Here is a 20,342-nt window from a genome sequence, read left to right as displayed (position 1 = left end):
CGGTTCCGGGGGCACCCGTGAAAAGCCGGACGGGCCCGTGGAACGGGCCCGTCCGGCGTTCGGGTACGGCACTACGCGTAGTGCGCGCGCAGCCTGGCGTGCACCGCGGGTTCCGCGGCGACGTGGTCCAGGCCGAGAAGCGCCGCGCCCAGCACCGGGGCGGCGCTCACCACACGGGTGACGGCCTTCGGCGCGCGGGCGGTGAGGCGCTCCGTGATGGCGTCCATCAGGGTCGGATTCCCGGCCGCCATGACACCGCCGCCGAGCACCACGTCGGCCTCCTCGTCGAGCAGTCCGAGCCGCCCCAGCGCCACGCTCGCCAGCGCGACGATCTCGTCGGCCTGCCGGCTGACGATCTTCCGGGCCACCGGATCGCCCCCGTCCGCGGTGCGGAACAGCACGGGCGTCAGCTCGTACTTGCGGGACGGCGGGATGTGCTCCAGGTGCAGCGCCTCGATCAGCGCGTACATCGAGGTGAGGCCGAAGTGCGCGGGCAGCGAGACGGCCAGTTCGGTGGGGCCGCCGCGGCCGTCCTCGGCCCGTGCGGCATGGAACAGGGCCTCCTCCGCCAGACCCGATCCGCCTCCCCAGTCGCCGGATATCTTGCCGATCGCCGGGAAGCGGGCCGTCCGGCCGTCCGGCAGCATGCCGACGCAGTTGATGCCCGCGCCGCACACCACCGCGACGCCGCGCGGCTCGTCGACGCCCGCGCGCAGTATCGCGAACGTGTCGTTGGCGACCCGGGTGCTCAGGCTCCAGCCCTGCGCGTGCACGGCCAGTTCGAGCTGCTGTTCCTCCACGGGCAGGTCGGCGTTGGCCAGACAGGCCGAGGTGTGCTCGGTCAGCGGGCGCTCGCCGAGGGTCAGGCCGGCCTCGGCGGCGGCCCGGCCGACGATGGCCGCCAGGGCCGCGACGGCCGCGTCGACACCGACGACCGGCGGCTGGAAGCCGCCGCCGCGGGCGGTGCCGAGCACCGTCCCGTCGGCGGCCACGATCGCCACGTCGGTCTTGCTGTTGCCCGCGTCGATGGCGAGGACGCCACCCGGCACGAGCGGTTCGTTCAGGCCCACGCGAGGTGCTCCCGGTTGTGCGCGACGAGACTGTCGGTCAGCGCTTCGGCGTACTCGTACTGGCCGATGAGCGGGTGCGACAGCAGTGCCTTGAACACCCGGTCCCGGCCGCCGTGGATCGCGGCCTCCAGGGCGAGGTCCTCGTAGGCGGTGACGTTGGCGATCAGGCCCGCGTACAGCGGGTCCAGCGGGGCGACGGGCAGCGGCTTGGTGCCGGAGCCGTCCACCGTCGCCGGTACCTCGATCACCGCGTCGTCCGGGAGGAACGGCAGGGTCCCGTTGTTGTACGTGTTCACGACCTGGATGTCGCCGGTGTTCCGCAGCAGGGAGGAGGCCAGGGCCACCGCCGCCTCGGAGTAGAAGGCGCCGCCGCGCTTCGAGAGCAGCTCCGGCTTCTCGTCCAGCGTCGGGTCGCCGTACATCTCCAGCAGCTGCTTCTCCATCGCCGCGACCTCGGAGGCCCGCGACGGCTTGATCTTCTGCTCGCGCACCACCTCGTCGTGCGCGTAGAAGTACCGCAGGTAGTACGAGGGGACGACGCCGAGCCGGTCCAGGATCACCCGCGGCAGGCGGAGGTCCTCGGCGATGGCGTCGCCGTGCTCGGCGAGCAGCTTGGGCAGCAGGTCCTCGCCGGTGGGGCCGCCGAGGCGCACCCCGCGCTCCCAGGTGAGGTGGTTGAGGCCGACGTGGTCCAGGTGGACGGCGTCGGGGGCCACGTCGAGGAAGGCGGCGAACTTCCGCTGGAAGCCGATCGCGACGTTGCACAGCCCGACGGCCTTGTGGCCGGCCTGCAGCAGGGCGCGGGTCACGATGCCGACCGGGTTGGTGAAGTCGATGATCCAGGCGTCGGGCGCCGCCCTGCGGACCCGCTCGGCGATGTCGAGCACGACCGGGACGGTGCGCAGCGCCTTGGCGAGACCGCCGGCCCCGGTGGTCTCCTGGCCGACGCAGCCGCACTCCAGCGGCCAGGTCTCGTCCTGGTTGCGCGCGGCCTGTCCGCCGATGCGCAGCTGCAGCAGTACCGCGTCGGCGCCGGCGACGCCGGCCTCCAGGTTCGCGGTGGTGGTGACCTTTCCGGGATGTCCCTGCTTGGCGAAGATCCGCCGGGCGAGTCCGCCGACGAGTTCGAGGCGCTCGGCGGCCGGGTCGACCAGCACCAGCTCCTCGATCGGCAGCGTGTCGCGCAACCGCGCGAAACCGTCGATGAGTTCGGGGGTGTAGGTCGAGCCACCGCCGACAACTGCCAGTTTCATCCCTTGACTCCAGTCAGGGTCACGCCTTCGATGAAGGCCTTTTGGGCGAAGAAGAAGACCACGATCACGGGAGCCATCACCAGAACGGTGGCGGCCATCGTGAGATTCCAGTTGGTGTGGTGGGCGCCCTTGAACGATTCCAGGCCGTAGCTGAGGGTCCAGGCGGCCGAGTTGGAGCTGGCGTAGATCTGCGGGCCGAAGTAGTCGTTCCAGCAGTAGAAGAACTGGAACAGCCCCACGGCGGCGATCGCCGGCTTGATCATCGGCACGATCACGGTGAGGAGCGTGCGCAGCTCGCCGCAGCCGTCGACCTTGGCGGCCTCCGTGTACTCCTTCGGGATCGTCAGCAGGAACTGCCGCAGCAGGAAGATGGTGAACGCGTCACCGAACGCCATCGGGATGATGAGCGGGTAGAGCGTCCCGTCCATGCCCAGCTGCCGGGTCCAGAACAGGTACATCGGAATGATGATGACCTGGGGCGGCAGCATCATCGTCGAGATGACCAGCACCATCACCAGATTGCGGCCGCGGAAGCGGAACTTCGCGAGCGCGTAGGCGACGGGCAGGCTGGACACGACGGTCAGCACCGTGCCGGACACCGCGTACACCAGGGTGTTGCGCCACCAGGTGAGGAAGCCCGGGGTGTCCCAGACCTGCCGGAAGTTGCTCCACTGCCAGTCGTGCGGCCACAGGTCGCGGCTGAGCGCCTGGTTGTCGCTCATCACGGCCGTCAGGAAGACGAAGACGAACGGCAGGACGAAGAACAGCGCCGCCGCGAGGCCGAGCGAGTGCACCGCGATCCAGTGCAGTACGTCCTTGCGCTTCGCGGTCCGTCTGGCCGCCACCGCGGTGGCGTGCGGGGCCGGCGCCTGGGCCGGCGGGGCGAGAGTTGCGTGGGTCATGGTGATCAGTCCTCCGCCGACAGGAAGCCGTTGCGGCGTCGCATGAGCAGCGCCGTGAACGCCATCGCCAGGACGAAGAGCACCAGCGCGATCACGCAGGCGGAGCCGTAGTCGAAGCGCTGGAAGCCCAGGTTGTACACGAGCTGGGGCAGGGTCAGGGTCGACTTGTCCGGGTAACCGGGCTCGAGCTGCTGGCCCGAGTTGCCGATGATGCCGGACGCGATCTTCCCCGCGACCAGTGGCTGTGTGTAGTACTGCATGGTCTGGATGACGCCGGTGACCACCGCGAACATGATGATCGGCGAGATGTTGGGCAACGTGACGAAGCGGAACCGAGCCCACGCGCCCGCGCCGTCCAGCTCGGCCGCCTCGTACTGGTCCTTCGGTACGTCGAGCAGCGCGGCCATGAAGATGACCATGAGGTCACCGATGCCCCACACGGCCAGGATGGTCAGCGCCGGCTTGGACCACGCCGGATCGGTGAACCAGCCCGTGGTCGGGATGCCCACCGAGTCCAGGATGTGGTTGACCGGTCCGGTGCCCGGGTTGAGCAGGAAGACGAACGCCATGGTGGCGGCGACCGGCGGGGCCAGGTAGGGCAGGTAGAACGCCGTGCGGAAGAAGCCCGCGCCGGTCTTGATCTTGGTGATCAGCAGACCGATGCCGAGTCCGAAGACCACTCGCAGCGTCACCATGACGATGACCAGCCACAGGGTGTTCCGCAGCGACGGCCAGAACAGGGGGTAGTCGTTGAAGACGTACGACCAGTTCTTGAATCCCGCGAACGTCGGGGGATTGAACCCGTCGTACTGCATGAAGGAGAAGTAGACGGTCGACAGCAGCGGGTAGACGAAGAAGACGGTGAAGCCGATCAGCCACGGCGAGAGGAAGCCGAGGGTGCGGAGGGTCGATTTCCTGCGCTTCGCCTTGAGCAGGGGATGGATGGTTGTCATCACTTGGCCTGCGCGATGTCCTTGTCGACCTGAGCGTCGACACCCTGCAGACCGGCCTGGACATCCGTCTTCTTACCGGACTCGAAGGCGTATCCGAAGTCCTGCAGCGTCACCTGGTAGGCGCCGCCGTTGAGGCTGGCCGGGGTGGTGTTGCTGTACTGGTTCTGGGCGATGTCGAGGAAGACCTTCGGGACACCGGTCAGCTCGGGGGACTTCTGCGCCTCGAACGTCGACGGCACGTTGTGGATGGCGTTGGCGAACGACACGACGGCCTGGGTGTCGGTGGTCATGAACTTGACCAGCTCCCACGAGGCGTTCTTCTTCGAGCTGGTGTTGGCGACGCCGACGATGGTGCCGGAGAGGTAGCCGCGGCCGTAGGTGTCGGCCTGGTCGTCCGGGACCGGGAACGGCGCCACGGCGAGGTCGGAGGTCGCGTTGGCTTCCTTGGCCATGCCCAGCCGCCACTCGCCGTCGATGCCCATCGCGACCTGGCCGGTGTGCAGCGGGTTCTTGGCACCGAACTCGTCACCGAAGGTGTTGCGGTACTTCTCCAGCTTGTCGAAGCCGCCGAGGGACTTCACCATGTCCCGCTGCCAGGTGAGCATCTCCGCGAAGCCCTTGTCCTTGGCGAGCTGGGCCTTGCCACTGGCGTCGAAGTACTTGGCGCCCCACTGGGCGGCGAAGTGGCCGGGAGTGGACTCGTAGCCGTGGAAGTTGGGCATGAAGCCCAGCTGGGAGTACGAGGCACCGCTGGACTTCGTCAGCTTCACCGCGTCGGCCTTGAACTCCGACAGGGTCTTCGGCGGGCCGGCGATGCCGGCCTCCCTGAAGGCCTTCTGGCTGTAGTAGAGGGCGTAGACGTCGCCGAGCAGCGGCAGCGTGCAGCGCTTGCCCTGGAACTGGGTGTACTCGAGCATCGGCTTCGGGAAGACCTTCGCCGGGTCGATGTTGTCCTTCTTCAGGAACGGCGCCAGGTCGGCGAACGCGCCCGAGGAGCAGAACTTGCCGACGTTGTCGGTGGTGAAGGACGACACGACGTCGGGGGCGGTGGCGCCGCCGGCCCGCACCGCCTGGTTGATCTTGTCGTCGGTGATGTTGGCCTGCACCTTGACGTGGATGTTCGGGTGCGCCTTCTCGAAGCGGGCGACGTTGTCGTTGATCGCCTTGAGCTCGTTGGGAGCGGTCCACCCGTGCCAGAAGGTGATGGTGACGTCCTTGGTGGCGTCATCGTTCGCCTGGGTGGTGCTCTGGCTGGTACAGGCGCTCGCGAACAGCGTTATCGCGGCCGTGGCCGCGACGGCGGCGGCCACCTTCTTGGTACGGGACACTGCGCTTCCTCCGGGGGATGAGAGGGGTCGTTGACGGGCGGGCGAAGGGTGTGCGGAGCCAACGGGCCGGCTGTCGGGGCCGGTCCGGAACGGTGACGCTGTGGTGTGTGGGTGCGGGGTGTGGTGTGTCGAGGGGTGGTCGGCGGGGGAGCGGGGGTCAGCGCGAGGTGTCGAACACCTCGTCGCGTGTGGTGGCGAGGGCGCTCTGCAGCGCCCCGCACAGGACGGGGTGTTCCTGCACCGCACCGATCACCAACCGGGGCCTGGGCACGGCGAGTTCCGCCAGTTCGGCCTGGATGAGGGCACGGAGGTGCTCCCCGCCGGCGACGATCACGCTGCCGGTGAGGACGATGAGTTCCGGGTCGAGGACGGCGACCATCGAGGCCAGGCCGGTGGCCAGCCCGGTGGCGATCCGCGCCAGCAGCTCGGCGTGCGGCCCGGTGTCCGGGGTGCCGTCGCGTTCGGCCGTCTCCGCGGACCGCACCGCCTCGGCGAGCAGCGTGGCGGCCAGATCCGCGAGCGGGGCCCCGCTGACCGGGGTGAGGCCGAGTTCCCGCGCGACGCGCACTACCGCGTCGCAGCCGGCCAGTTCCTGGAAGCCGCCGTTGTTGGCCTTGGTCACGTGCCGTACGAGGGGCGTGCCCGGCACCGGCAGGAAGCCGACCTCGCCGGCGCCGCCGGTCCAGCCGCGGTGCAGCCGGCCGCCGATGACGATGGCGGCGCCGATGCCCTCCTCGTTCCACAGCAGGACGAAGTCCTCGTGGTCACGGGCGGCGCCGACCCGCTGCTCGGCGACCGCGGCGAGATTCACGTCGTTGTCGTACTCCAGCGGTACGGCGAGCGCGGCGGCCAGTTCGTCGAGCAGCGTGGTGGAGTGCCAGCCCGGGAGATGGCTGGCGTAGCGCAGCCGGCCGGTGCTCGGGTCGAAGGCGCCGGGCGTGCCGATCACGACCCGGTGCAGGTCCGAGCGGTTCAGCCCGGCGGCCTTGGCCGCCTCGTCCACCGCCTGTACGACCTGCTCGACGGTGCCCTGCGCGCGGCGGCCCGGGGTCGGCAGCTCGAACTCGCCGACGGTACGGCCGGTGATGTCCGCGACGGCTGCCTTGATCCGTATCGGTGTCACGTCCAGCCCCGCGACATGCGCCGCGGCCGGGTTCACCGAGTACAGCTGGGCGTTGGGCCCGGGCCGGCCGGCCGTGGTGCCGGTCGCCAGTACCAGTCCGGCCGCTTCGAGCCGCGCCAGCAGCTGGGAGGCGGTCGGCTTGGAGAGGCCGGTGAGCTTACCGATCCGGGTTCGCGACAGGGGCCCGTGCTCCAGCAGGAGATCGAGCGCCGCGCGGTCGTTCATGGCGCGCAGTACGCGCGGGGTTCCAGGGGTGCCAGCCATGCGCGCCATCCTCCCTCAGTTCACTGTTAGGAAACTTTCCTATTGGTGAAACGAAAGGTAGGCCCGCTTTCGGCGGAGCGTCAAGGGGGCTCGGCCACAGGTCGACCAAAGCGTTACCTCCATGAAAGCGGCCTCCGGCGCAGTGCGCCAGAGGCCGGAGGCGGCAGTTGTCAAGACCGCCGAAAGGAGGAGACCCAAGGGGCGCCTGGCTACTTGGCGCCTTCCGCCCCCTGTGAGGGCACCGGACGGGCCGCCAGCGCCTGCGGTGAATCCGGGTTGGAGTGCGCCGAAGGGGCCGCCACCGCCACCATCGGGTCGGCCGGCACACCCGTGTCGTCCACGGCCGCGGTCGGGGTCCCGCCGACGATCGTGATGCCCGCCTCGTCGAAGGCCCGCTTGATCCGCCAGCGAAGCTCCCGCGCGACCGCCGTGGCCTTGCCCGGCATCGTCCTGGCCTGCGCCTGGATCACCACCGAGTCCGCGCTCACCGACTCCAGGCCCAGCACCTGCACCGGCTCCCACAGCGCCTCGTCCCACGGATCGGTCTTCGCCATGTCCTCGGCGGCGGCCTCGATCACCGCGCGTGCCCGGTCCAGATCCTGCGCGTAGCCGACCTGCACATCCACCACGGCCGTCGCCCAGCCCTGGCTCAGGTTGCCGATCCGCTTGACCTCGCCGTTGCGGACGTACCAGATCTCACCGTTGTCGCCGCGCAGCTTCGTCACCCGCAGCCCGACCTCGATCACCGTGCCGCTGGCCACCCCGGCGTCGATGACGTCACCCACGCCGTACTGGTCCTCAAGGATCATGAAAACGCCGGACAGGAAGTCCGTCACCAGGTTCCTGGCACCGAAACCGATCGCGACACCCGCGACCCCGGCGCTCGCCAGCAGCGGCGCCAGGTTGATCTGCAGCACCGACAGCACGGTCAGCGCCGCGGTGCCCAGGATGGTGAACGAGGCGATGCTGCGCAGCACCGACCCGATGGCCTCGCTGCGCTGCTTGCGCCGCTCCGCGTTGACGACCAGCAGCCCGCCCAGGGTGGTGCCCTGCGCGACTTCCACGCCCCGGTTCATGCGGTCGATCAGCTTGCTGATGGTCCGCCGGACCAGACCGCGCAGCACCAGCGCGATGACGATGATCAGCAGAATTCTCAGGCCCGCGCCGAGCCAGTCCGCCCAGTTGGCCTCGACCCAGCCCGCGGCCTCGGTCGCGGATTTCTGGGCGTCGTCGAAGCTGGTTGCAGGAGCACTCGGGGACGGTGCGGGGGTGGACACGGTGGAAAACCTCCGTTGTGGGACAGACCCTCCACACTAACGGGCTAACGGATATGCCTCGTTGCCATGTTCGAGGGCCAACAGCCCGAAAGGTGGGGAAGTAAAGGAGTGTGGTCGAAAACACCCTGAGTCCGTTACCTGGTCATGGTGGCGCCGCCACCCGGCTTCCGGAGAGACTGAGGGCAGATCGTCCCGGCGCGAGCCACGCGCCGCCGGCGTATAAGGAGGCACCCGTGCCGCATGTCCTGGTCCTCAACGCGTCGTACGAGCCGCTCGGCGTCGTACCGCTCCGCCGTGCGCTTGTCCTCGTACTGAACAAGAAGGCCGTGTGCCTCGAGGAAACCGGCGCCTATCTGCACAGCGAGTCCTGCGCTCTTCCGGCGCCCAGTGTCGTCAAACTCACCAAATTTGTGCGAGTCCCCTTTCGAGGCACCGTCCCGCTGACCCGTAGGGCACTCTTCGCCCGCGACGGCGGCAAGTGCGCGTACTGCGGAGCCGCCGCAACCAGCGTCGACCACGTCATCCCGCGCAGCCGCGGCGGTCAGCACGCCTGGGAGAACGTCGTCGCCGCGTGCAGACGCTGCAACCACGTCAAGGCGGACCGCCATGTCGCGGAGCTGGGGTGGCGGCTGCGCCATACACCCGCACCACCGGCGGGCCTGGCCTGGCGGATCATCGGAACGGGACACAGAGACCCGCGCTGGCTGCCGTACCTGCAACCATTCGGCGCGGACGACGCCCTGGCCCGGATTGACGGCATCTCTGCCTGATATCCGGGCTTTCGTGTCTGCGGAGGCGGATGCGAGGCTGGTTGTTTCGGCGGTGGTGGTGCCGACCGGGCTCGGCCCGGCCGGCACCTTGCTGCGTCGTGGTCGTCGGCCCCCGGTCGTCGGGCGCCCGTCTCGCGTGGGCTGGTCACGGCAGGACGGCGTAGGCCTCCACCCCGAACGGGCTGTAGCTGTACTTCGTCGCGCGCTGCACGCCGTGGACCCGCGGGAACTTCGCCCCCGCCCGGGGGGCGGACGCGTCGTCCAGGCGGACCGACTCGGTACCGCCTTTGCCGTCGCGCACGGTCGCCGCGGTGTGCGATGTCACCCCATCGGCCGAGGTCCGCACCTCGTAGCGGGCGGCGTACGCGTCCTGCCAGTGCAGCAGCACCCGGCCCACCCGGGCCGGCGCGGTCAGCTCGAGCTGGACCCAGGCATCGTCCTGTACCGGCGATGACCAGCGGGTTTCCGGGTCGCCGTCGGCGATCGCCGCGGCCGGGAAGTCCGGGGTCTCGTCCCCGGAGGACATCGCCCGCGCGCCCCTGACCAGGTCCGGGCCGCCGGTCCGCGGGCGGGCCCGTACGGTGATCCACTGCTCGGCCGAACGGCCGTCCACCGTGAAACGCACCGGGATGGAGTACCCGCCCGGCGCGGAACCCGGCGGCACCGACACGCGCACCGGCACGACCGGGGCCGCGCCGCGCCGCACCACGACGGAGGCGGGCACCTCCACGCGGGCGCCGCCCCCCCCCCGCCGGTAGGCGTAAAGCGCCCTACCACCGCCCCCTCCGGTCACCCCCAGCCCGTCGGCCCACCGGCTCGCTGACCTCCGTGGCCCGGAGTACGCGGGCGCCGCCCTTTCGGCACCGCCGGTAGGCGTAGACGGGGCGGGTGGGTGGGGAAAAGCCCGCCGCAGGCGCAACGGTGCCGCTGGCGCCCGCGTACCCGCACCACCCCCCCGGGGCGTGTGGCGCAACGGCCGTCCCGGGGCGGCCGAGCCCCGCCGTGAGGCGAAGAGGGCGGGTGGGTGGAACAGCCCGCCGTAGGCGGAAGCGGCTCGCACGGGCCGGCGTACCCGTGCTTCCGCCGGTACCGAACTAACCTGCCCGGATGGGCGAACCTCATGAGTTGACGATGCTGCAGCAGGCCGCCGCGGTCCGGGACAGGATTCTCTCGCCAACGGAGTTGGCGCGGCATTACCTCGGGCGGATCGACCGGCTGAACGATGCCGTCGGGGCGTATGTGACCGTGACGCCCGAGCGTGCGCTCGAGGACGCGCGGCGGGCGGAGCGGCGGTTGGCGGAGGGTGGGGTGCTGCCGCCGTTGTTGGGGGTACCGGTGCCGGTGAAGGATCTGACGCCGGTGGCGGGGGTGCGGTGGACGGCGGGGTCGGCGGTGTTCGCGGACCAGGTCGCCGAGTCGGGGACGCACGTCGGGGATCTGCTGCGGGCCGCCGGGACCGTGCTGCTCGGGAAGACGAACACGCCCGAGTTCGGGCTGCCGGCGTACACCGAGGGCCGGGTGGCCCCTCCGGCGAGGAGCCCGTACGACACGGCGCTGATGGCCGGCGGGTCGAGCGGGGGAGCGGCGGCCGCCGTGGCCGCCGGGCTGGCGCCCGCCGCGCACGGGAGCGACGGCGGGGGGTCGATCCGCATCCCGGCGAGCTGCTGCGGGGTGGTGGGGCTGAAGCCGAGCCGGGGGCGGGTGAGCCCGGCGCCGTACGGGGATGTGACGGGGCTGGCGGAGACGGGGCCGATCGCGCGGAACGTGCGGGACACCGCGGCGCTGCTGGATGTGATGGCGGGGCCGGTGCCCGGGGATCCGGTGCCGCTGGCGGCGTCGGGGACGTCGTTCCTGGAGTGGTGCGAGCGGGAGCCGCGGCGGTTGCGGATCGGGCGGTGGGCGCGGCCCGATGTCGATGTGCCGGTGGATCCGGTGGTGCTGGCGGCGTACGAGCGGACGTCGGCGCTGCTGGCGGGGCTGGGCCACGAGGTGGTGGACGTCGAGCAGCCGCTCGGGCCCGGGGACCACGGGTCGTTCGATCCGGTGTGGGAGGTGATGGCGCTGCTGGCGCCGGTTCCCGCGGAGCGGGAGGGCGAGTTGATGCCGTTGACGCGGTGGCTGCGGGAGCGCGGCCGGATGGCTTCGGGGGAGCGGTTCGCGACGGCGCTGGGGGCGATGCAGGCGGTGGGGCGGAAGTTCGCGGCGGCGGTGGCGCCGTTCGACGCGGTGCTGACGCCGACGCTGGCCCAGTTGCCGCAGCCGGTGGGGGCGTTGCGCGACGACGCGGATCCGGCGGCGGATTTCGCGGCGCAGTACGCGTTCACGCCGTTCACGGGCGCGTGGAACATCGCGGGGCTGCCGGCGGTCTCGCTGCCGGTGGAGTGGACGGACGGCGGGCTGCCGGTCGGGATGATGCTCGGCGCGGCGCACGGTGCGGAGGGCCCGCTGCTGGCGCTCGCGGCCCAGGTGGAGGCGGCGGCGCCGTGGCGGGAGCGGCGGCCGGTGGTTTGGTAGCGCTGCCCGGCGGGGTGGCGGCGTCTGACGGGGTGTCCGGTGGGGTAAGGCTGGGGTGACCCCCACCCCGCACTGTGATCTTGGAGGCCCGATGGACCGGGAGCGGCTGGCCGCGCTGCACGGCGTGGACACGACGTACCGCCCTGGGCCCGACCGGGAGGTCCGGGTGCCGGAGGAGACGGTGGTGGCCGTGCTGGCCGCGCTGGGGGTGGACGCCTCGACGCCGCAGGCGGTGCGGGACGCGCTGGCCGCGTACGAGCACCGCGACCGGCAGCGGCTGCTGCCTCCGTGCACGGTGGTGCGGACCGGCCGGCCGCTGCCGCTCGGGCTCCCCGAGGGGACCCGGGTGCTGATCGAGGCGGAGTCGGGCGAGGTGTTCGACGCCGGTGACTGGGAGCGGATTCCGCTCGGCCGGCACGTGGTGCGGGCGACCGCGCTGGACGGGCGGACGGCGCGGGCCGATCTGGTGATCGCGCCCGAGCGGCTGCCGGGTCCGCCGGGGCGCACGTTCGGCTTCATGGCGCAGCTCTACTCGACGCTGTCGGAGCGCTCCTGGGGGATGGGCGATCTCGGCGATCTCGCGGATCTGGCGGCCTGGTCGGGGCGGGCGCTGGGGGCCGGGTTCCTGCAGATCAATCCGCTGCACATCGCGGTGCCGGGGCGGCCGACGGATCCCTCGCCGTACCGTCCGTCGTCCCGGCGGTTCCCCGATCCGGTGTATCTGCGGGTCGAGGACATCCCGGAGTACGCGTATCTGGCGCCGGACGACCGGGTGCAGGCCGTGGAGCTGGCCGGCCGGGCGGCGGCGCTGCGGGCGGGCGTGCTGTACAAGGACGCGCTGATCGACCGGGACGCGGTGTGGGAGCTGAAGCTGGAGGCGCTGGGGCTGGTGCGGAAGGTGCCGCTGCAGCCGGGGCGCCGGGCCGGGTACGCCGACTTCCTGGCCGAGCAGGGACAGTCGCTGGACGATCACGCCACCTGGTGCGCGCTCGCGGAGGTGCACGGTCCGGACTGGCACGCGTGGCCCGCCGGGCTGCGCGATCCGCGGTCCCCGCAGGTCGCGCGGGCACGCAGCGAGCTGCTCGACCGGGTGGACTTCTACTGCTGGCTCACCTGGCTGACGGATGATCAGCTGGGCGCGGCACAGGCGGCGGCGCGCGCCGCCGGGATGCCGATCGGGATCGTGCACGACCTGGCCGTCGGGGTGCATCCGTCGGGTTCGGACGCATGGGCGATGCAGGACGCGCTGGCGCGGGGCATGTCGGTGGGCGCACCGCCGGACGCGTTCAACTCGCGCGGCCAGGACTGGGGCCTGCCGCCCTGGCGGCCGGACGCGCTGGCGGCCACCGGGTACACCCCGTACCGGGATCTGCTGAGCCGGCTGCTGCGGCATGCGGGGGCGCTGCGGATCGACCATGTGATGGGGTTGTTCCGGCTGTGGTGGGTGCCGGAGGGCCGGCCGCCGACCGAGGGCGCCTATGTCCGGTACGACGCGGAGGCGATGCTCGGAGTGCTCGCCCTGGAGGCGCACCGGGCGGGCGCGGTGGTGATCGGCGAGGACCTGGGGACGGTGGAGAACGGGGTCAGGGAGGAGCTGTCCGACCGCGGCATCCTCGGCACGTCGGTGCTGTGGTTCGAGCGGAACCACGACGGGGACGGCAAGCCGCTGGCGCCGGAGGCGTGGCGGCCGGCCTGTCTGGCCACCGTCACCACGCACGATCTGCCCAGCACGGCCGCCCGGCTGACGGGCGAGCACGTCGAGCTGCGCTACCGGCTGGGGCTGCTGACCCGGCCGCTGGCCGAGGAGCAGGCGGAGGACGCGGCGGAGGTCGCGGAGTGGATCGCGCTGCTCGGCCGGCTGGGGCTGCTGCCGGAGGGGGCGGCCGACGAGGAGGCCGTCGTCAAGGCCGTCCACCGGTTCCTGGCGCGCACCCCGGCGGCGATGGTCGGCGTCTGGCTGCCGGACGCGGTCGGCGACCGCCGCCCGCAGAACCTGCCGGGCACCTGGGACCAGTACCCGAACTGGCGGCTGCCGGTGGCCGACGCGGCGGGCCGGCCGGTCACGCTGGAGCAGCTGGCCGGATCGCCGCGGCTGCACGCGCTGCTGGACGAGGTACGGGCCGCGCTGGCGGCCGGTCCGGAGACCGGACCTGAGTAACGCTGTCTGCCGTTGCCGCAGGTCGCAGGGACATGGGCGCGTAAAGACATGGGCAAGGACCCCCATAAGGACACCCCGGGCGTGCGGGCCCGGAGGTCGTTCACTACATTGAGGGCGTGGACAAGAAGCTCAACAAGAAGGCCGTGCGCGCCGGGGTCATCACCGCCGGGACGACGCTGATGCTGCTGATGTCGTCCCCCGCGTTCGCGGTCTCCCGCGACGACGGCGACGACCCGGGTTCCGGCCTGAGTGTCGTACAGACCCTCGGCCTCTTCGTGCTCGCGCCGATCGCGCTGTTCGCGATCATCGCCGGCGTGGTGATGGCGACCGACAAGACCCGTAAGCAGCAGCAAGAGCGCGGCTGACGCCTTTCTCCTGCTGGCCCCCTGACCGCATGCGCGGCAGGGGGCTCAGTGCTGTTCCGACGAGCTGAGCAGCTGCCGCAGCAGACCGGAGAGCTGCGCCGCCTGCTCGTCGTCCATCGCGCCGAGAGCCGCCTTCTGCACGGCGAGCCCGGCGCCCACCGCCTCGTGCAGCAGCGTGAGGCCGCGTTCGGTGAGGGTGACCCGCAGGCCGCGCCGGTCGTGCGGGTCCGGGCTGCGCTCGACGAGGCCGGCGCGCTCCAGCTTGTCCAGCCGTCCCGTCATGCCGCCGGTGGTGAGCAGCAGCGTCGAGGAGAGCTCGCGCGGTGACAGGGTGTGCGGCTCACCGGCCCTGCGCAGCGTCGCCAGTACGTCGAACTCGCCGCGGCTGATGCCGAAGCGCCCGTACTCCTTCTCCATCCGGTCGCCGACCGCCCGCGCGATGCGGTAGATGCGGCCGAAGATCGCCATCGGCACGGTGTCGAGGTCGGGGCGGACCTCGTTCCACTGCGCGGTGATCCTGTCCAGGGGATCCGGATCCGGGGTGTTCGCGGGGTCCGGGGCGTCGGGGAGGTCCGGGGAGTCCGGGGCCGGGGTGGTCATACACATCAGTATCGGACGAAGAACAGTCGCTGGCAAGAAAGTAGCTTGACGGTAAGTCGCTTAGGAGTAAGCTACTTATCACCGAGCTACTTCGGGCGACGATCCCAGGAGCGGACATGGCCAGCACCTCGCGAACACGCACTTCACGGATACCCGGCGAGCGGTCCATGCTCGCCGCGATGACCGTCAACGCGGTCGGCTCCGGGATGTACCTCCCCTTCACCCTGATCTTCTTCCACCACGTCACGGGCCTGTCGTTCGCCGCCGTCGGCGCGGTGCTCACGGTGGCCGGGCTCATCGGGCTCACCACGCTGCCGCTGGCCGGCACCGCCGTCGACCGCTTCGGGGCGCGCCGCGTCCAGCTGGTGCTCTTCGGGGTGCGGGGGCTGGGCTTCGCGCTCTACCCGTTCGCGCAGTCGGTGCCCGCCTTCGCCGTCGTCGCCCTGGTCACGATCATCGGCGACGGCGCCTTCCCCGCCGTCCAGCAGTCCTTCCTCGGCGAGATCGCCCGCGGCGCCGACCGGGACCGGCTGCAGGCCGCCTCCCGGGCGCTCAGCAACGGCGGGATGGGCGCCGGCGCGCTGCTCGCCTCGCTCGTCGTCGGCTTCGGCGGCGACGCCGGCTTCACCGCGGCGGCCTGGCTCAACGCGGCCAGCTTCATCCTCTCGGCGCTGCTGATGTGGCGGGTGCGCCCGGTCATGGTGGTCAGGGACGCGGCCGCCGTCGCCCGTCAGAAGGCCGGCTACCGGCTGGTGCTCCGTGACCGCCCGTTCCTCGGTCTGACCGCGGCCAACTTCCTCATCGCCCTGGGCTACACCGCGCTGCCCGTCCTGTACCCGCTCTACATCTCCACCTGGCTGCACGGCCCCGAGTCCCTGACCGGCGCCGCCTTCACCGTCAACACCGTGCTGTGCGCCGCGGGCGGCGTCCTGGTCGCGTCCTTCGTCCGCCGCCGCGGCGCCCGCCGCAACCGGTCCGCGGCGCTCGGCGCGGTGCTCTTCGCGGTGGCCTTCGCCGGACAGATCGTGCTCGGCACGGTGCGCCCGCAGGCCGGCTGGGCGATCGGCGCCGGCCTCGCCGTGATCATCACGGTGCACACCATCGGCGAGATGGTGCACAACCCGTCGGCCGGCGCCTTGGCCATCGCCGCCGCCCCGGACGCGGTACGCGGCCGGTACATGGCCGCCTACCAGTTCTCCTGGCAGCTGGTGCGGGCCATCGCCCCGTCGCTCTTCACCGGCCTGATGGCCGTCGACGGCCGGCTCCCGTGGCTGCTGCTCATCGGCACCACGCTCGGCGCGGCGCTCCTCCTGGTGCGGCTGGAGCCGCACCTGGCATCGGACGCTGTCCACCCGGCGGCCCCGCGCCCGGTGGCCGCCTCCCCGAAGCCGGACCTTGTGCCGGCCGCCTGATCGCTGCGGGTTCGCCTGATCGCCTTTTCGCCTGATGGCCCGCTCGCCTGATGGCCCGCCCGTCAGATCGCCTGTTCGGCTGACGGTCCGGTCGTCCGCTCGCCCGCCCGCTTGCCCGCTCGCCTGACCGCTTCATCGCCTGGTCGTCGCCCGGCTTTCGTTCTCGCGGCCCCTGCCCTTGTGACCGCTGTGACCACTGTTCCTGTGAGGAGTCCGCAGATGTCCCGTCTCTCCACCATCGCCCTCACCGCCCTCGCCCCGCTGGCCTGGGGCTCCACCTACGCGGTCACCACCCAGCTCCTTCCGCCGGACCGCCCGCTGTTCGCCGGGCTGATGCGGGCGCTGCCCGCCGGGCTTGTACTGCTCGCCGCCACCCGGGCGCTGCCGCGCGGGGCCTGGTGGTGGAAGTCGGCGGTGCTCGGCACCCTCAACATCGGCGCCTTCTTCCCGCTGCTGTTCCTCGCCGCCTACCGGCTGCCCGGCGGCGTCGCCTCCGTCGTCGGCTCGGTGGGCCCGCTGTTCGTGGCAGGCCTCGCGGCGGCCCTGCTCAGCGAACGCCCCAGCGCCCGTACGCTCACGGCCGCGGTCATCGGGGCGGTCGGCGTCAGCCTTGTCGTCCTGCGGGCCGGTGCCGGATTCGACGCCCTCGGCCTGCTCGCCGGCGTCGCCGGCTCCGCGAGCATGTCGGCCGGGACCGTCCTGACCAAGCGCTGGGGACGCCCGGAAGGCGTCGGCCCGCTCGCCTTCACCGGCTGGCAGCTCACCGCCGGCGGCCTGCTGATCGCCCCGGTCGCCCTCCTCGTCGAGGGCCTCCCGCCCGCCCTCGACGCCCGCGCCGTCACCGGCTACGCGTACCTGGCCGTCGCCAACACCGCCGCCGCGTACTGGCTCTGGTTCCGCGGCATCGGCCGCCTCCCCGCAACCTCGGTCTCCCTCCTCGGCTTCCTGAGCCCGCTCTCCGCCGCCGCCATCGGCTGGGCGATCCTGGACCAGTCCCTGACTCCCGTCCAACTCCTCGGCATGGCCATCGCGTTCACCGGAACGCCGCTGGGACAGTTGCACTACCAGCGGCGGGTGGCGCCGGTGCCGGCGTCGGTGCCGGTGCTGGTCTCCGTGCCGATGTCGCACCAGACCAGCTTCCCGGAGACACCGAGGATCTCCTCGCCGACCAGGTAGTACCCCCAGTCCTCCGCCAGCTCCCGCACCAGATGCATCCCTCGCCCTCTCTCCGACTCGGCCGGGTCCACCGCCTCGTACACCGGTGGCTCGGCCGAGTCGTCGAATACGGCGAGCCGGAGCGTCTCTTCCCGCCAGTGCACGCGCAGCGTCACGACTCCGTCGGAGTACTCGAGCGCGTTCCCGACGAGCTCGGACGCCAGCAGCTCGGCGACTTCGGTCAGCTCCGGCCGCCCATGGGCGGCGAGCATCGCCCGCAGAGCGACGCGGCAACGCCCGCGCAGCGCAGGTTGTTCGGTAACTGGAGGGAGTAACTCCAGCCGGGGTCAGCCTTGGGGGCGAGTGCAGCGATCATGAGGGTCTCCCGTGGCGTCGGGTTCGACTGGGCAGCTGAGAGCCTTCAACTCCCTGAAGTGGGTGGGTCGTTACCGACGGTAGGGCCCAACTTCGTTACGGCACAAGTCTGGTACGTGAATTTCGCCCCCACGAGTGCGCCCGTGACAGAGTTACGCTGCACTCCGCACTGATCGGACCGGAAGGGTCAGCGATGCCACCGAGGAGCTTCCCCACCGCCCGCCAGCAGCGCCTGGGCGCGGAGCTCCGCAAGCTCCGCGAGCGCGCCGGTATGACGGGCCGCGAGGCGGGTTCCACCCTCGGCGGCAACCAGATCCAGATCAGCCACATCGAGTCGGGCCGCTACGGCGTCAGCGGCACCCGAGTCCGCCAGCTCGCCGCGCACTACTCGGCTACGGATCAGGCTCTGGTCGAAGCGCTGGTGGCGATGGCGGAGGAGCGCGGGAAGGGTTGGTGGGAGGAGTACCGGGACTCCCTGGCCGCCGGGTTCCTCGATCTGGCCGAACTGGAACATCACGCGACGCGTATGCACACGGTTCAAATGCTCTACATGCCAGGCCTGCTGCAGACCGAGGCCTATGCTCGGGCGGTGTTCGCCGGTGGCGTGGCGGAACTCCCTCCCGCCGAAATCGACCTACGCGTGGATTTTCGTATGCGACGGCGAGAAGTCCTCGATCAGGCCGCGCTCAAGGAGTTCGAGCTGATCATTCATGAAGCAGCCCTCCGCATCCGCTACGGGAGCCGCGAGATCATGCGCGCCCAGCTCAGCTACCTCGCCGAGATGGCTGAGCGCTCGAACATCACCGTCCGCCTCATCCCCTTCGATGCTGACGAACTCAGTGGATCCGCACAGTCGATGTTCTACGCGTGCGGCCCGATCCCGCAGATGGACACAGTGCAGGTTGATGCCGTCATCGGCAGCGGGTTTCTTGACGCTGAGGCACAGCTGGCCAAGTATCGAGCGTTGCTCGCCGCCATGGAACAAGCCGCACTCAGCACGGAGTTGTCGAGGCAGAGAATCCGCGCAATCGTCCAAGAGATGTGAGGGGATCCCTGTGGTAGCCCAGCCAGCCTGGCGGAAGTCGTCCTTCTCCGGTGCCGACGAAGGCAACAACTGCGTAGAGCTAGCGCCCCTAGCCGGCGCGGTCCTCCTTCGTGAAAGCGACGATCCCCGGGTCATCGTCACCACCAACCCGGCGGCCGTCGGCGCCTTCCTCGACGCGCTCAAGGATGGGGCCTTCGACGATCTCCTGCTCACCTGAGGGGTCCTCATGATCGACCAGCTCGCCTGGCAGAAGTCGTCCTTCTCCGGCGCCGATGAGGGCAACAGCTGCGTCGAGCTCGCGTCCCTAGCCGGCGCGGTCCTCCTCCGGGAGAGCGACGATCCCGGCGTCATCGTCACCACAACCCCTGCCGCGCTCCGCGCGTTCCTGCGGGATGTCAGGGCCGGAGCGTTCGACATCCTGCGGTGAACCTGGTGGCTGGGGTCAGAGCAGTGCGAAGTGCCCTTCTGCGTCGCTTCGCGCCTTGACCGGGCGGAGGGGAGGGCCCCGGCGCTGCGCGCCTGCCAGTGGGGCCGGGTTCGCTGCGCGCCCCGGAGCGGAGTGGGGGCGGTCCGCTGCGCTCCCCTTGCCGGGTGGTGGGGTAGTTGGGGCCGGGGTGCCCTGCGGGTGGTGCTCTTGGGCAGGGGCGGAGCTTGAACCGCTCTCCAAGCCGGAATGTGGGGCGGGTGTGACGAGTGATGTCCAACGGGACGTGTGGGGCGGTCTACCGGCAGACGTGGATCACTAACGACGGCCAGAACTCAAGATGGCGGAACTCCGCCCACACGGACTGATCCTTTGCGGGCGGCCAGGGGGTACGCCCCCACCCACCGGGCGCGGGAGCGTGCCCCGCCCGGAGAGCGAAGCGGACCGGCCTCACTTCGCGCCGGGGAGCGCAGCGGACCGGATTCCCTGCGCGACGCCGGGCCGCGCAGCGGGTCGGACTCACTGGCAGGCGCGCAGCGCCGGGGCCTCCCCCTCCGCCCGGTCAAGGCGCGAAGCGACGCAGAAAACCACTCCGTACTGCTCTGGCCCCAGCCACCACATGACCGCAAGAGGTCGAACCCGTTGCCGCAGGCCGCGCCCGCTACGGCGCCACCGCCACACCCAGTGCGGCGGCGCCCATGGGTTTGGGGGCGCCTTCTTCGTAGAAGGTGTCGACTTCTCTGATGGTGAAACCGGCGGTCGTCAGCATCTCGACGGTCGGGCGGGTGAGGTGGCAGCCGCCGAGGAGGCGTTTGTTCATCGGCTCCAGGCGGCGTTGCCAGCGGCGGACGTTCTCGTCCGTCTCCGGAGCCAGCCCGTGTTCGACGAAGTGCAGGGTTCCGCCGGGCTTGAGGACGCGGCGGACCTCGCGCAGGGCGGCGTCGGCGTCGGGGATGGTGCACAGGGTCCAGGTGGAGAGGGCGGCGTCGAAGCTGTCGTCGGCGAAGGGCAGGGACTGGCCGTCCAGGCCGGCGCGGCGTACCGGGACCGTTGCCGCCCTGACCCGGTCCGCGGCGAGCCGCCAGCCGACGTCGGAGGGCTCGATCGCGGTCACGCCGGTGACGGTCGCCGGGTAGTAGGGAACGTTGTGCCCCGTGCCGAATCCGATCTCTATGACTTCGCCCTCCAGGCCCTCGCAGACCCGCTGTCGCAGCGGCACGGCCACCTTCATCCCGCACGCGAAGTTGATGATCCGCGGCACGACCTGTTCGCCATAGATTCCCATCACGACCTCCGCGTCCTCTTCCAGGATGGCACCGGAGGGGGAGTGGTGCATTGTTTAGGTCTACTGAAC

The 20,342-nt window shown here is 71.2% G+C and carries 19 protein-coding genes and 1 pseudogene; 9 read left to right on the top strand and 11 right to left on the bottom strand.

The genetic code is table 11. The features are described 5' to 3' along the window. Nucleotides 1-71 precede the first annotated feature (71 nt). The 7 genes from C8250_RS17505 to C8250_RS17475 all read right to left on the bottom strand — a co-directional run bounded on the left by C8250_RS17505 (nucleotide 72) and on the right by C8250_RS17475 (nucleotide 8,170). Nucleotides 72-1,070: a BadF/BadG/BcrA/BcrD ATPase family protein gene (locus tag C8250_RS17505; RefSeq protein ID WP_138355106.1), complete on the bottom strand. Its 999-nt coding sequence runs from the start codon at nucleotides 1,068-1,070 to the stop codon at nucleotides 72-74. After that, the gene (locus C8250_RS17500; protein WP_138355107.1) at nucleotides 1,061-2,323 is read right to left on the bottom strand and encodes a 6-phospho-beta-glucosidase; all 1,263 of its coding nucleotides are present in this window, start codon (nucleotides 2,321-2,323) and stop codon (nucleotides 1,061-1,063) included. The genes C8250_RS17505 and C8250_RS17500 overlap by 10 nt, the downstream gene beginning before the upstream one ends. Further along, nucleotides 2,320-3,225 (bottom strand): carbohydrate ABC transporter permease, encoded by a 906-nt coding sequence (locus C8250_RS17495; RefSeq protein WP_138355108.1) that lies wholly within the window; start codon nucleotides 3,223-3,225, stop codon nucleotides 2,320-2,322. The genes C8250_RS17500 and C8250_RS17495 overlap by 4 nt, the downstream gene beginning before the upstream one ends. Before the next feature lie 5 nt (nucleotides 3,226-3,230). Continuing rightward, nucleotides 3,231-4,178: a sugar ABC transporter permease gene (locus tag C8250_RS17490; RefSeq protein WP_138355109.1), complete on the bottom strand. Its 948-nt coding sequence runs from the start codon at nucleotides 4,176-4,178 to the stop codon at nucleotides 3,231-3,233. Then, on the bottom strand, nucleotides 4,178-5,506 hold the full coding sequence (locus C8250_RS17485; protein WP_138355110.1) for an extracellular solute-binding protein: 1,329 nt from the start codon (nucleotides 5,504-5,506) through the stop codon (nucleotides 4,178-4,180). The genes C8250_RS17490 and C8250_RS17485 overlap by 1 nt, the downstream gene beginning before the upstream one ends. Before the next feature lie 157 nt (nucleotides 5,507-5,663). Further along, complete coding sequence (locus C8250_RS17480) at nucleotides 5,664-6,902, bottom strand: ROK family transcriptional regulator (protein ID WP_138355111.1); 1,239 nt, start codon at nucleotides 6,900-6,902, stop codon at nucleotides 5,664-5,666. Between the two features lie 200 nt (nucleotides 6,903-7,102). Beyond that, on the bottom strand, nucleotides 7,103-8,170 hold the full coding sequence (locus C8250_RS17475; RefSeq protein ID WP_138355112.1) for a mechanosensitive ion channel family protein: 1,068 nt from the start codon (nucleotides 8,168-8,170) through the stop codon (nucleotides 7,103-7,105). A 233-nt stretch (nucleotides 8,171-8,403) separates the two neighbouring features. Between C8250_RS17475 and C8250_RS17470 the strand changes: the two genes are divergently transcribed. After that, entirely contained in the window at nucleotides 8,404-8,940 is a 537-nt protein-coding gene (locus tag C8250_RS17470; RefSeq protein WP_138355113.1) for an HNH endonuclease, read from the top strand. Nucleotides 8,941-9,085: 145 nt separating this feature from the next. Here the strand turns inward: C8250_RS17470 and C8250_RS43550 are convergent. Then, nucleotides 9,086-9,625, bottom strand: a pseudogene (locus C8250_RS43550) (discoidin domain-containing protein); the annotation flags it as partial. A 422-nt stretch (nucleotides 9,626-10,047) separates the two neighbouring features. Here C8250_RS43550 and C8250_RS17460 point away from each other — a divergent pair. From C8250_RS17460 to C8250_RS17450, 3 genes are all read left to right on the top strand, one after another. Further along, nucleotides 10,048-11,454: an amidase gene (locus tag C8250_RS17460; RefSeq protein WP_187144882.1), complete on the top strand. Its 1,407-nt coding sequence runs from the start codon at nucleotides 10,048-10,050 to the stop codon at nucleotides 11,452-11,454. Between the two features lie 91 nt (nucleotides 11,455-11,545). Next, a complete protein-coding gene (malQ, locus tag C8250_RS17455) occupies nucleotides 11,546-13,612 on the top strand; it encodes a 4-alpha-glucanotransferase (RefSeq protein ID WP_138357668.1) in 2,067 nt (688 codons plus the stop codon). A gap of 116 nt (nucleotides 13,613-13,728) precedes the next feature. Then, nucleotides 13,729-13,977, top strand: a complete 249-nt coding sequence (locus C8250_RS17450) for a hypothetical protein (protein WP_138357667.1) — start codon at nucleotides 13,729-13,731, stop codon at nucleotides 13,975-13,977. A gap of 45 nt (nucleotides 13,978-14,022) precedes the next feature. Here the strand turns inward: C8250_RS17450 and C8250_RS17445 are convergent, their stop codons facing one another. Beyond that, nucleotides 14,023-14,577, bottom strand: coding sequence for a MarR family winged helix-turn-helix transcriptional regulator (locus C8250_RS17445; protein ID WP_138357666.1), 555 nt, complete (start codon nucleotides 14,575-14,577; stop codon nucleotides 14,023-14,025). A gap of 116 nt (nucleotides 14,578-14,693) precedes the next feature. On the opposite strand from C8250_RS17445, the gene C8250_RS17440 reads away from it, so the two are divergent. Beyond that, entirely contained in the window at nucleotides 14,694-15,989 is a 1,296-nt protein-coding gene (locus tag C8250_RS17440; RefSeq protein WP_138357665.1) for an MFS transporter, read from the top strand. A gap of 219 nt (nucleotides 15,990-16,208) precedes the next feature. Further along, complete coding sequence (locus C8250_RS17435) at nucleotides 16,209-17,165, top strand: EamA family transporter (protein WP_138357664.1); 957 nt, start codon at nucleotides 16,209-16,211, stop codon at nucleotides 17,163-17,165. On the opposite strand, the gene C8250_RS17430 is transcribed toward C8250_RS17435, so the two are convergent. Beyond that, nucleotides 17,051-17,449 carry an ATP-binding protein gene (locus C8250_RS17430; RefSeq protein WP_346268802.1) on the bottom strand — a complete coding sequence of 133 codons (399 nt, stop codon included), beginning with the start codon at nucleotides 17,447-17,449 and terminating at the stop codon, nucleotides 17,051-17,053. The genes C8250_RS17435 and C8250_RS17430 overlap by 115 nt on opposite strands. Nucleotides 17,450-17,712: 263 nt before the next feature. Between C8250_RS17430 and C8250_RS17425 the strand changes: the two genes are divergently transcribed. Genes C8250_RS17425 through C8250_RS17415 form a run of 3 tightly spaced genes read left to right on the top strand, consistent with a single transcriptional unit; the run spans nucleotide 17,713 to nucleotide 18,991 of the window. Further along, on the top strand, nucleotides 17,713-18,564 hold the full coding sequence (locus tag C8250_RS17425) for a helix-turn-helix transcriptional regulator (RefSeq protein ID WP_187144881.1): 852 nt from the start codon (nucleotides 17,713-17,715) through the stop codon (nucleotides 18,562-18,564). A 10-nt stretch (nucleotides 18,565-18,574) separates the two neighbouring features. Continuing rightward, the gene (locus C8250_RS17420; RefSeq protein ID WP_187144880.1) at nucleotides 18,575-18,781 is read left to right on the top strand and encodes a DUF397 domain-containing protein; all 207 of its coding nucleotides are present in this window, start codon (nucleotides 18,575-18,577) and stop codon (nucleotides 18,779-18,781) included. A gap of 9 nt (nucleotides 18,782-18,790) precedes the next feature. Beyond that, complete coding sequence (locus tag C8250_RS17415) at nucleotides 18,791-18,991, top strand: DUF397 domain-containing protein (protein WP_138357661.1); 201 nt, start codon at nucleotides 18,791-18,793, stop codon at nucleotides 18,989-18,991. A 658-nt stretch (nucleotides 18,992-19,649) separates the two neighbouring features. Here the strand turns inward: C8250_RS17415 and C8250_RS17410 are convergent. Further along, complete coding sequence (locus tag C8250_RS17410) at nucleotides 19,650-20,324, bottom strand: class I SAM-dependent methyltransferase (RefSeq protein WP_203218435.1); 675 nt, start codon at nucleotides 20,322-20,324, stop codon at nucleotides 19,650-19,652. Nucleotides 20,325-20,342 lie beyond the last annotated feature (18 nt).

The organism is Streptomyces sp. So13.3 (assembly GCF_005860785.2).
Taxonomy (GTDB): Bacteria; Actinomycetota; Actinomycetes; order Streptomycetales; family Streptomycetaceae; genus Actinacidiphila; species Actinacidiphila fildesensis.
The sequence above is the reverse complement of the archived record's forward strand: the minus strand, read 5'-3'. Positions and strand labels throughout refer to the sequence as shown.

Coding starts and splice junctions, on each gene's coding strand:
- C8250_RS17500 (WP_138355107.1), bottom strand. CDS start 2,323: ATGAAACTGGCAGTTGTCGGCGGTGGCTCGACCTACACCCCCGAACTC.
- C8250_RS17495 (WP_138355108.1), bottom strand. CDS start 3,225: ATGACCCACGCAACTCTCGCCCCGCCGGCCCAGGCGCCGGCCCCGCAC.
- C8250_RS17490 (WP_138355109.1), bottom strand. CDS start 4,178: ATGACAACCATCCATCCCCTGCTCAAGGCGAAGCGCAGGAAATCGACC.
- C8250_RS17480 (WP_138355111.1), bottom strand. CDS start 6,902: ATGGCGCGCATGGCTGGCACCCCTGGAACCCCGCGCGTACTGCGCGCC.
- C8250_RS17460 (WP_187144882.1), top strand. CDS start 10,048: ATGGGCGAACCTCATGAGTTGACGATGCTGCAGCAGGCCGCCGCGGTC.
- malQ (WP_138357668.1), top strand. CDS start 11,546: ATGGACCGGGAGCGGCTGGCCGCGCTGCACGGCGTGGACACGACGTAC.
- C8250_RS17445 (WP_138357666.1), bottom strand. CDS start 14,577: ATGACCACCCCGGCCCCGGACTCCCCGGACCTCCCCGACGCCCCGGAC.
- C8250_RS17440 (WP_138357665.1), top strand. CDS start 14,694: ATGGCCAGCACCTCGCGAACACGCACTTCACGGATACCCGGCGAGCGG.
- C8250_RS17435 (WP_138357664.1), top strand. CDS start 16,209: ATGTCCCGTCTCTCCACCATCGCCCTCACCGCCCTCGCCCCGCTGGCC.
- C8250_RS17425 (WP_187144881.1), top strand. CDS start 17,713: ATGCCACCGAGGAGCTTCCCCACCGCCCGCCAGCAGCGCCTGGGCGCG.
- C8250_RS17415 (WP_138357661.1), top strand. CDS start 18,791: ATGATCGACCAGCTCGCCTGGCAGAAGTCGTCCTTCTCCGGCGCCGAT.
- C8250_RS17410 (WP_203218435.1), bottom strand. CDS start 20,324: ATGCACCACTCCCCCTCCGGTGCCATCCTGGAAGAGGACGCGGAGGTC.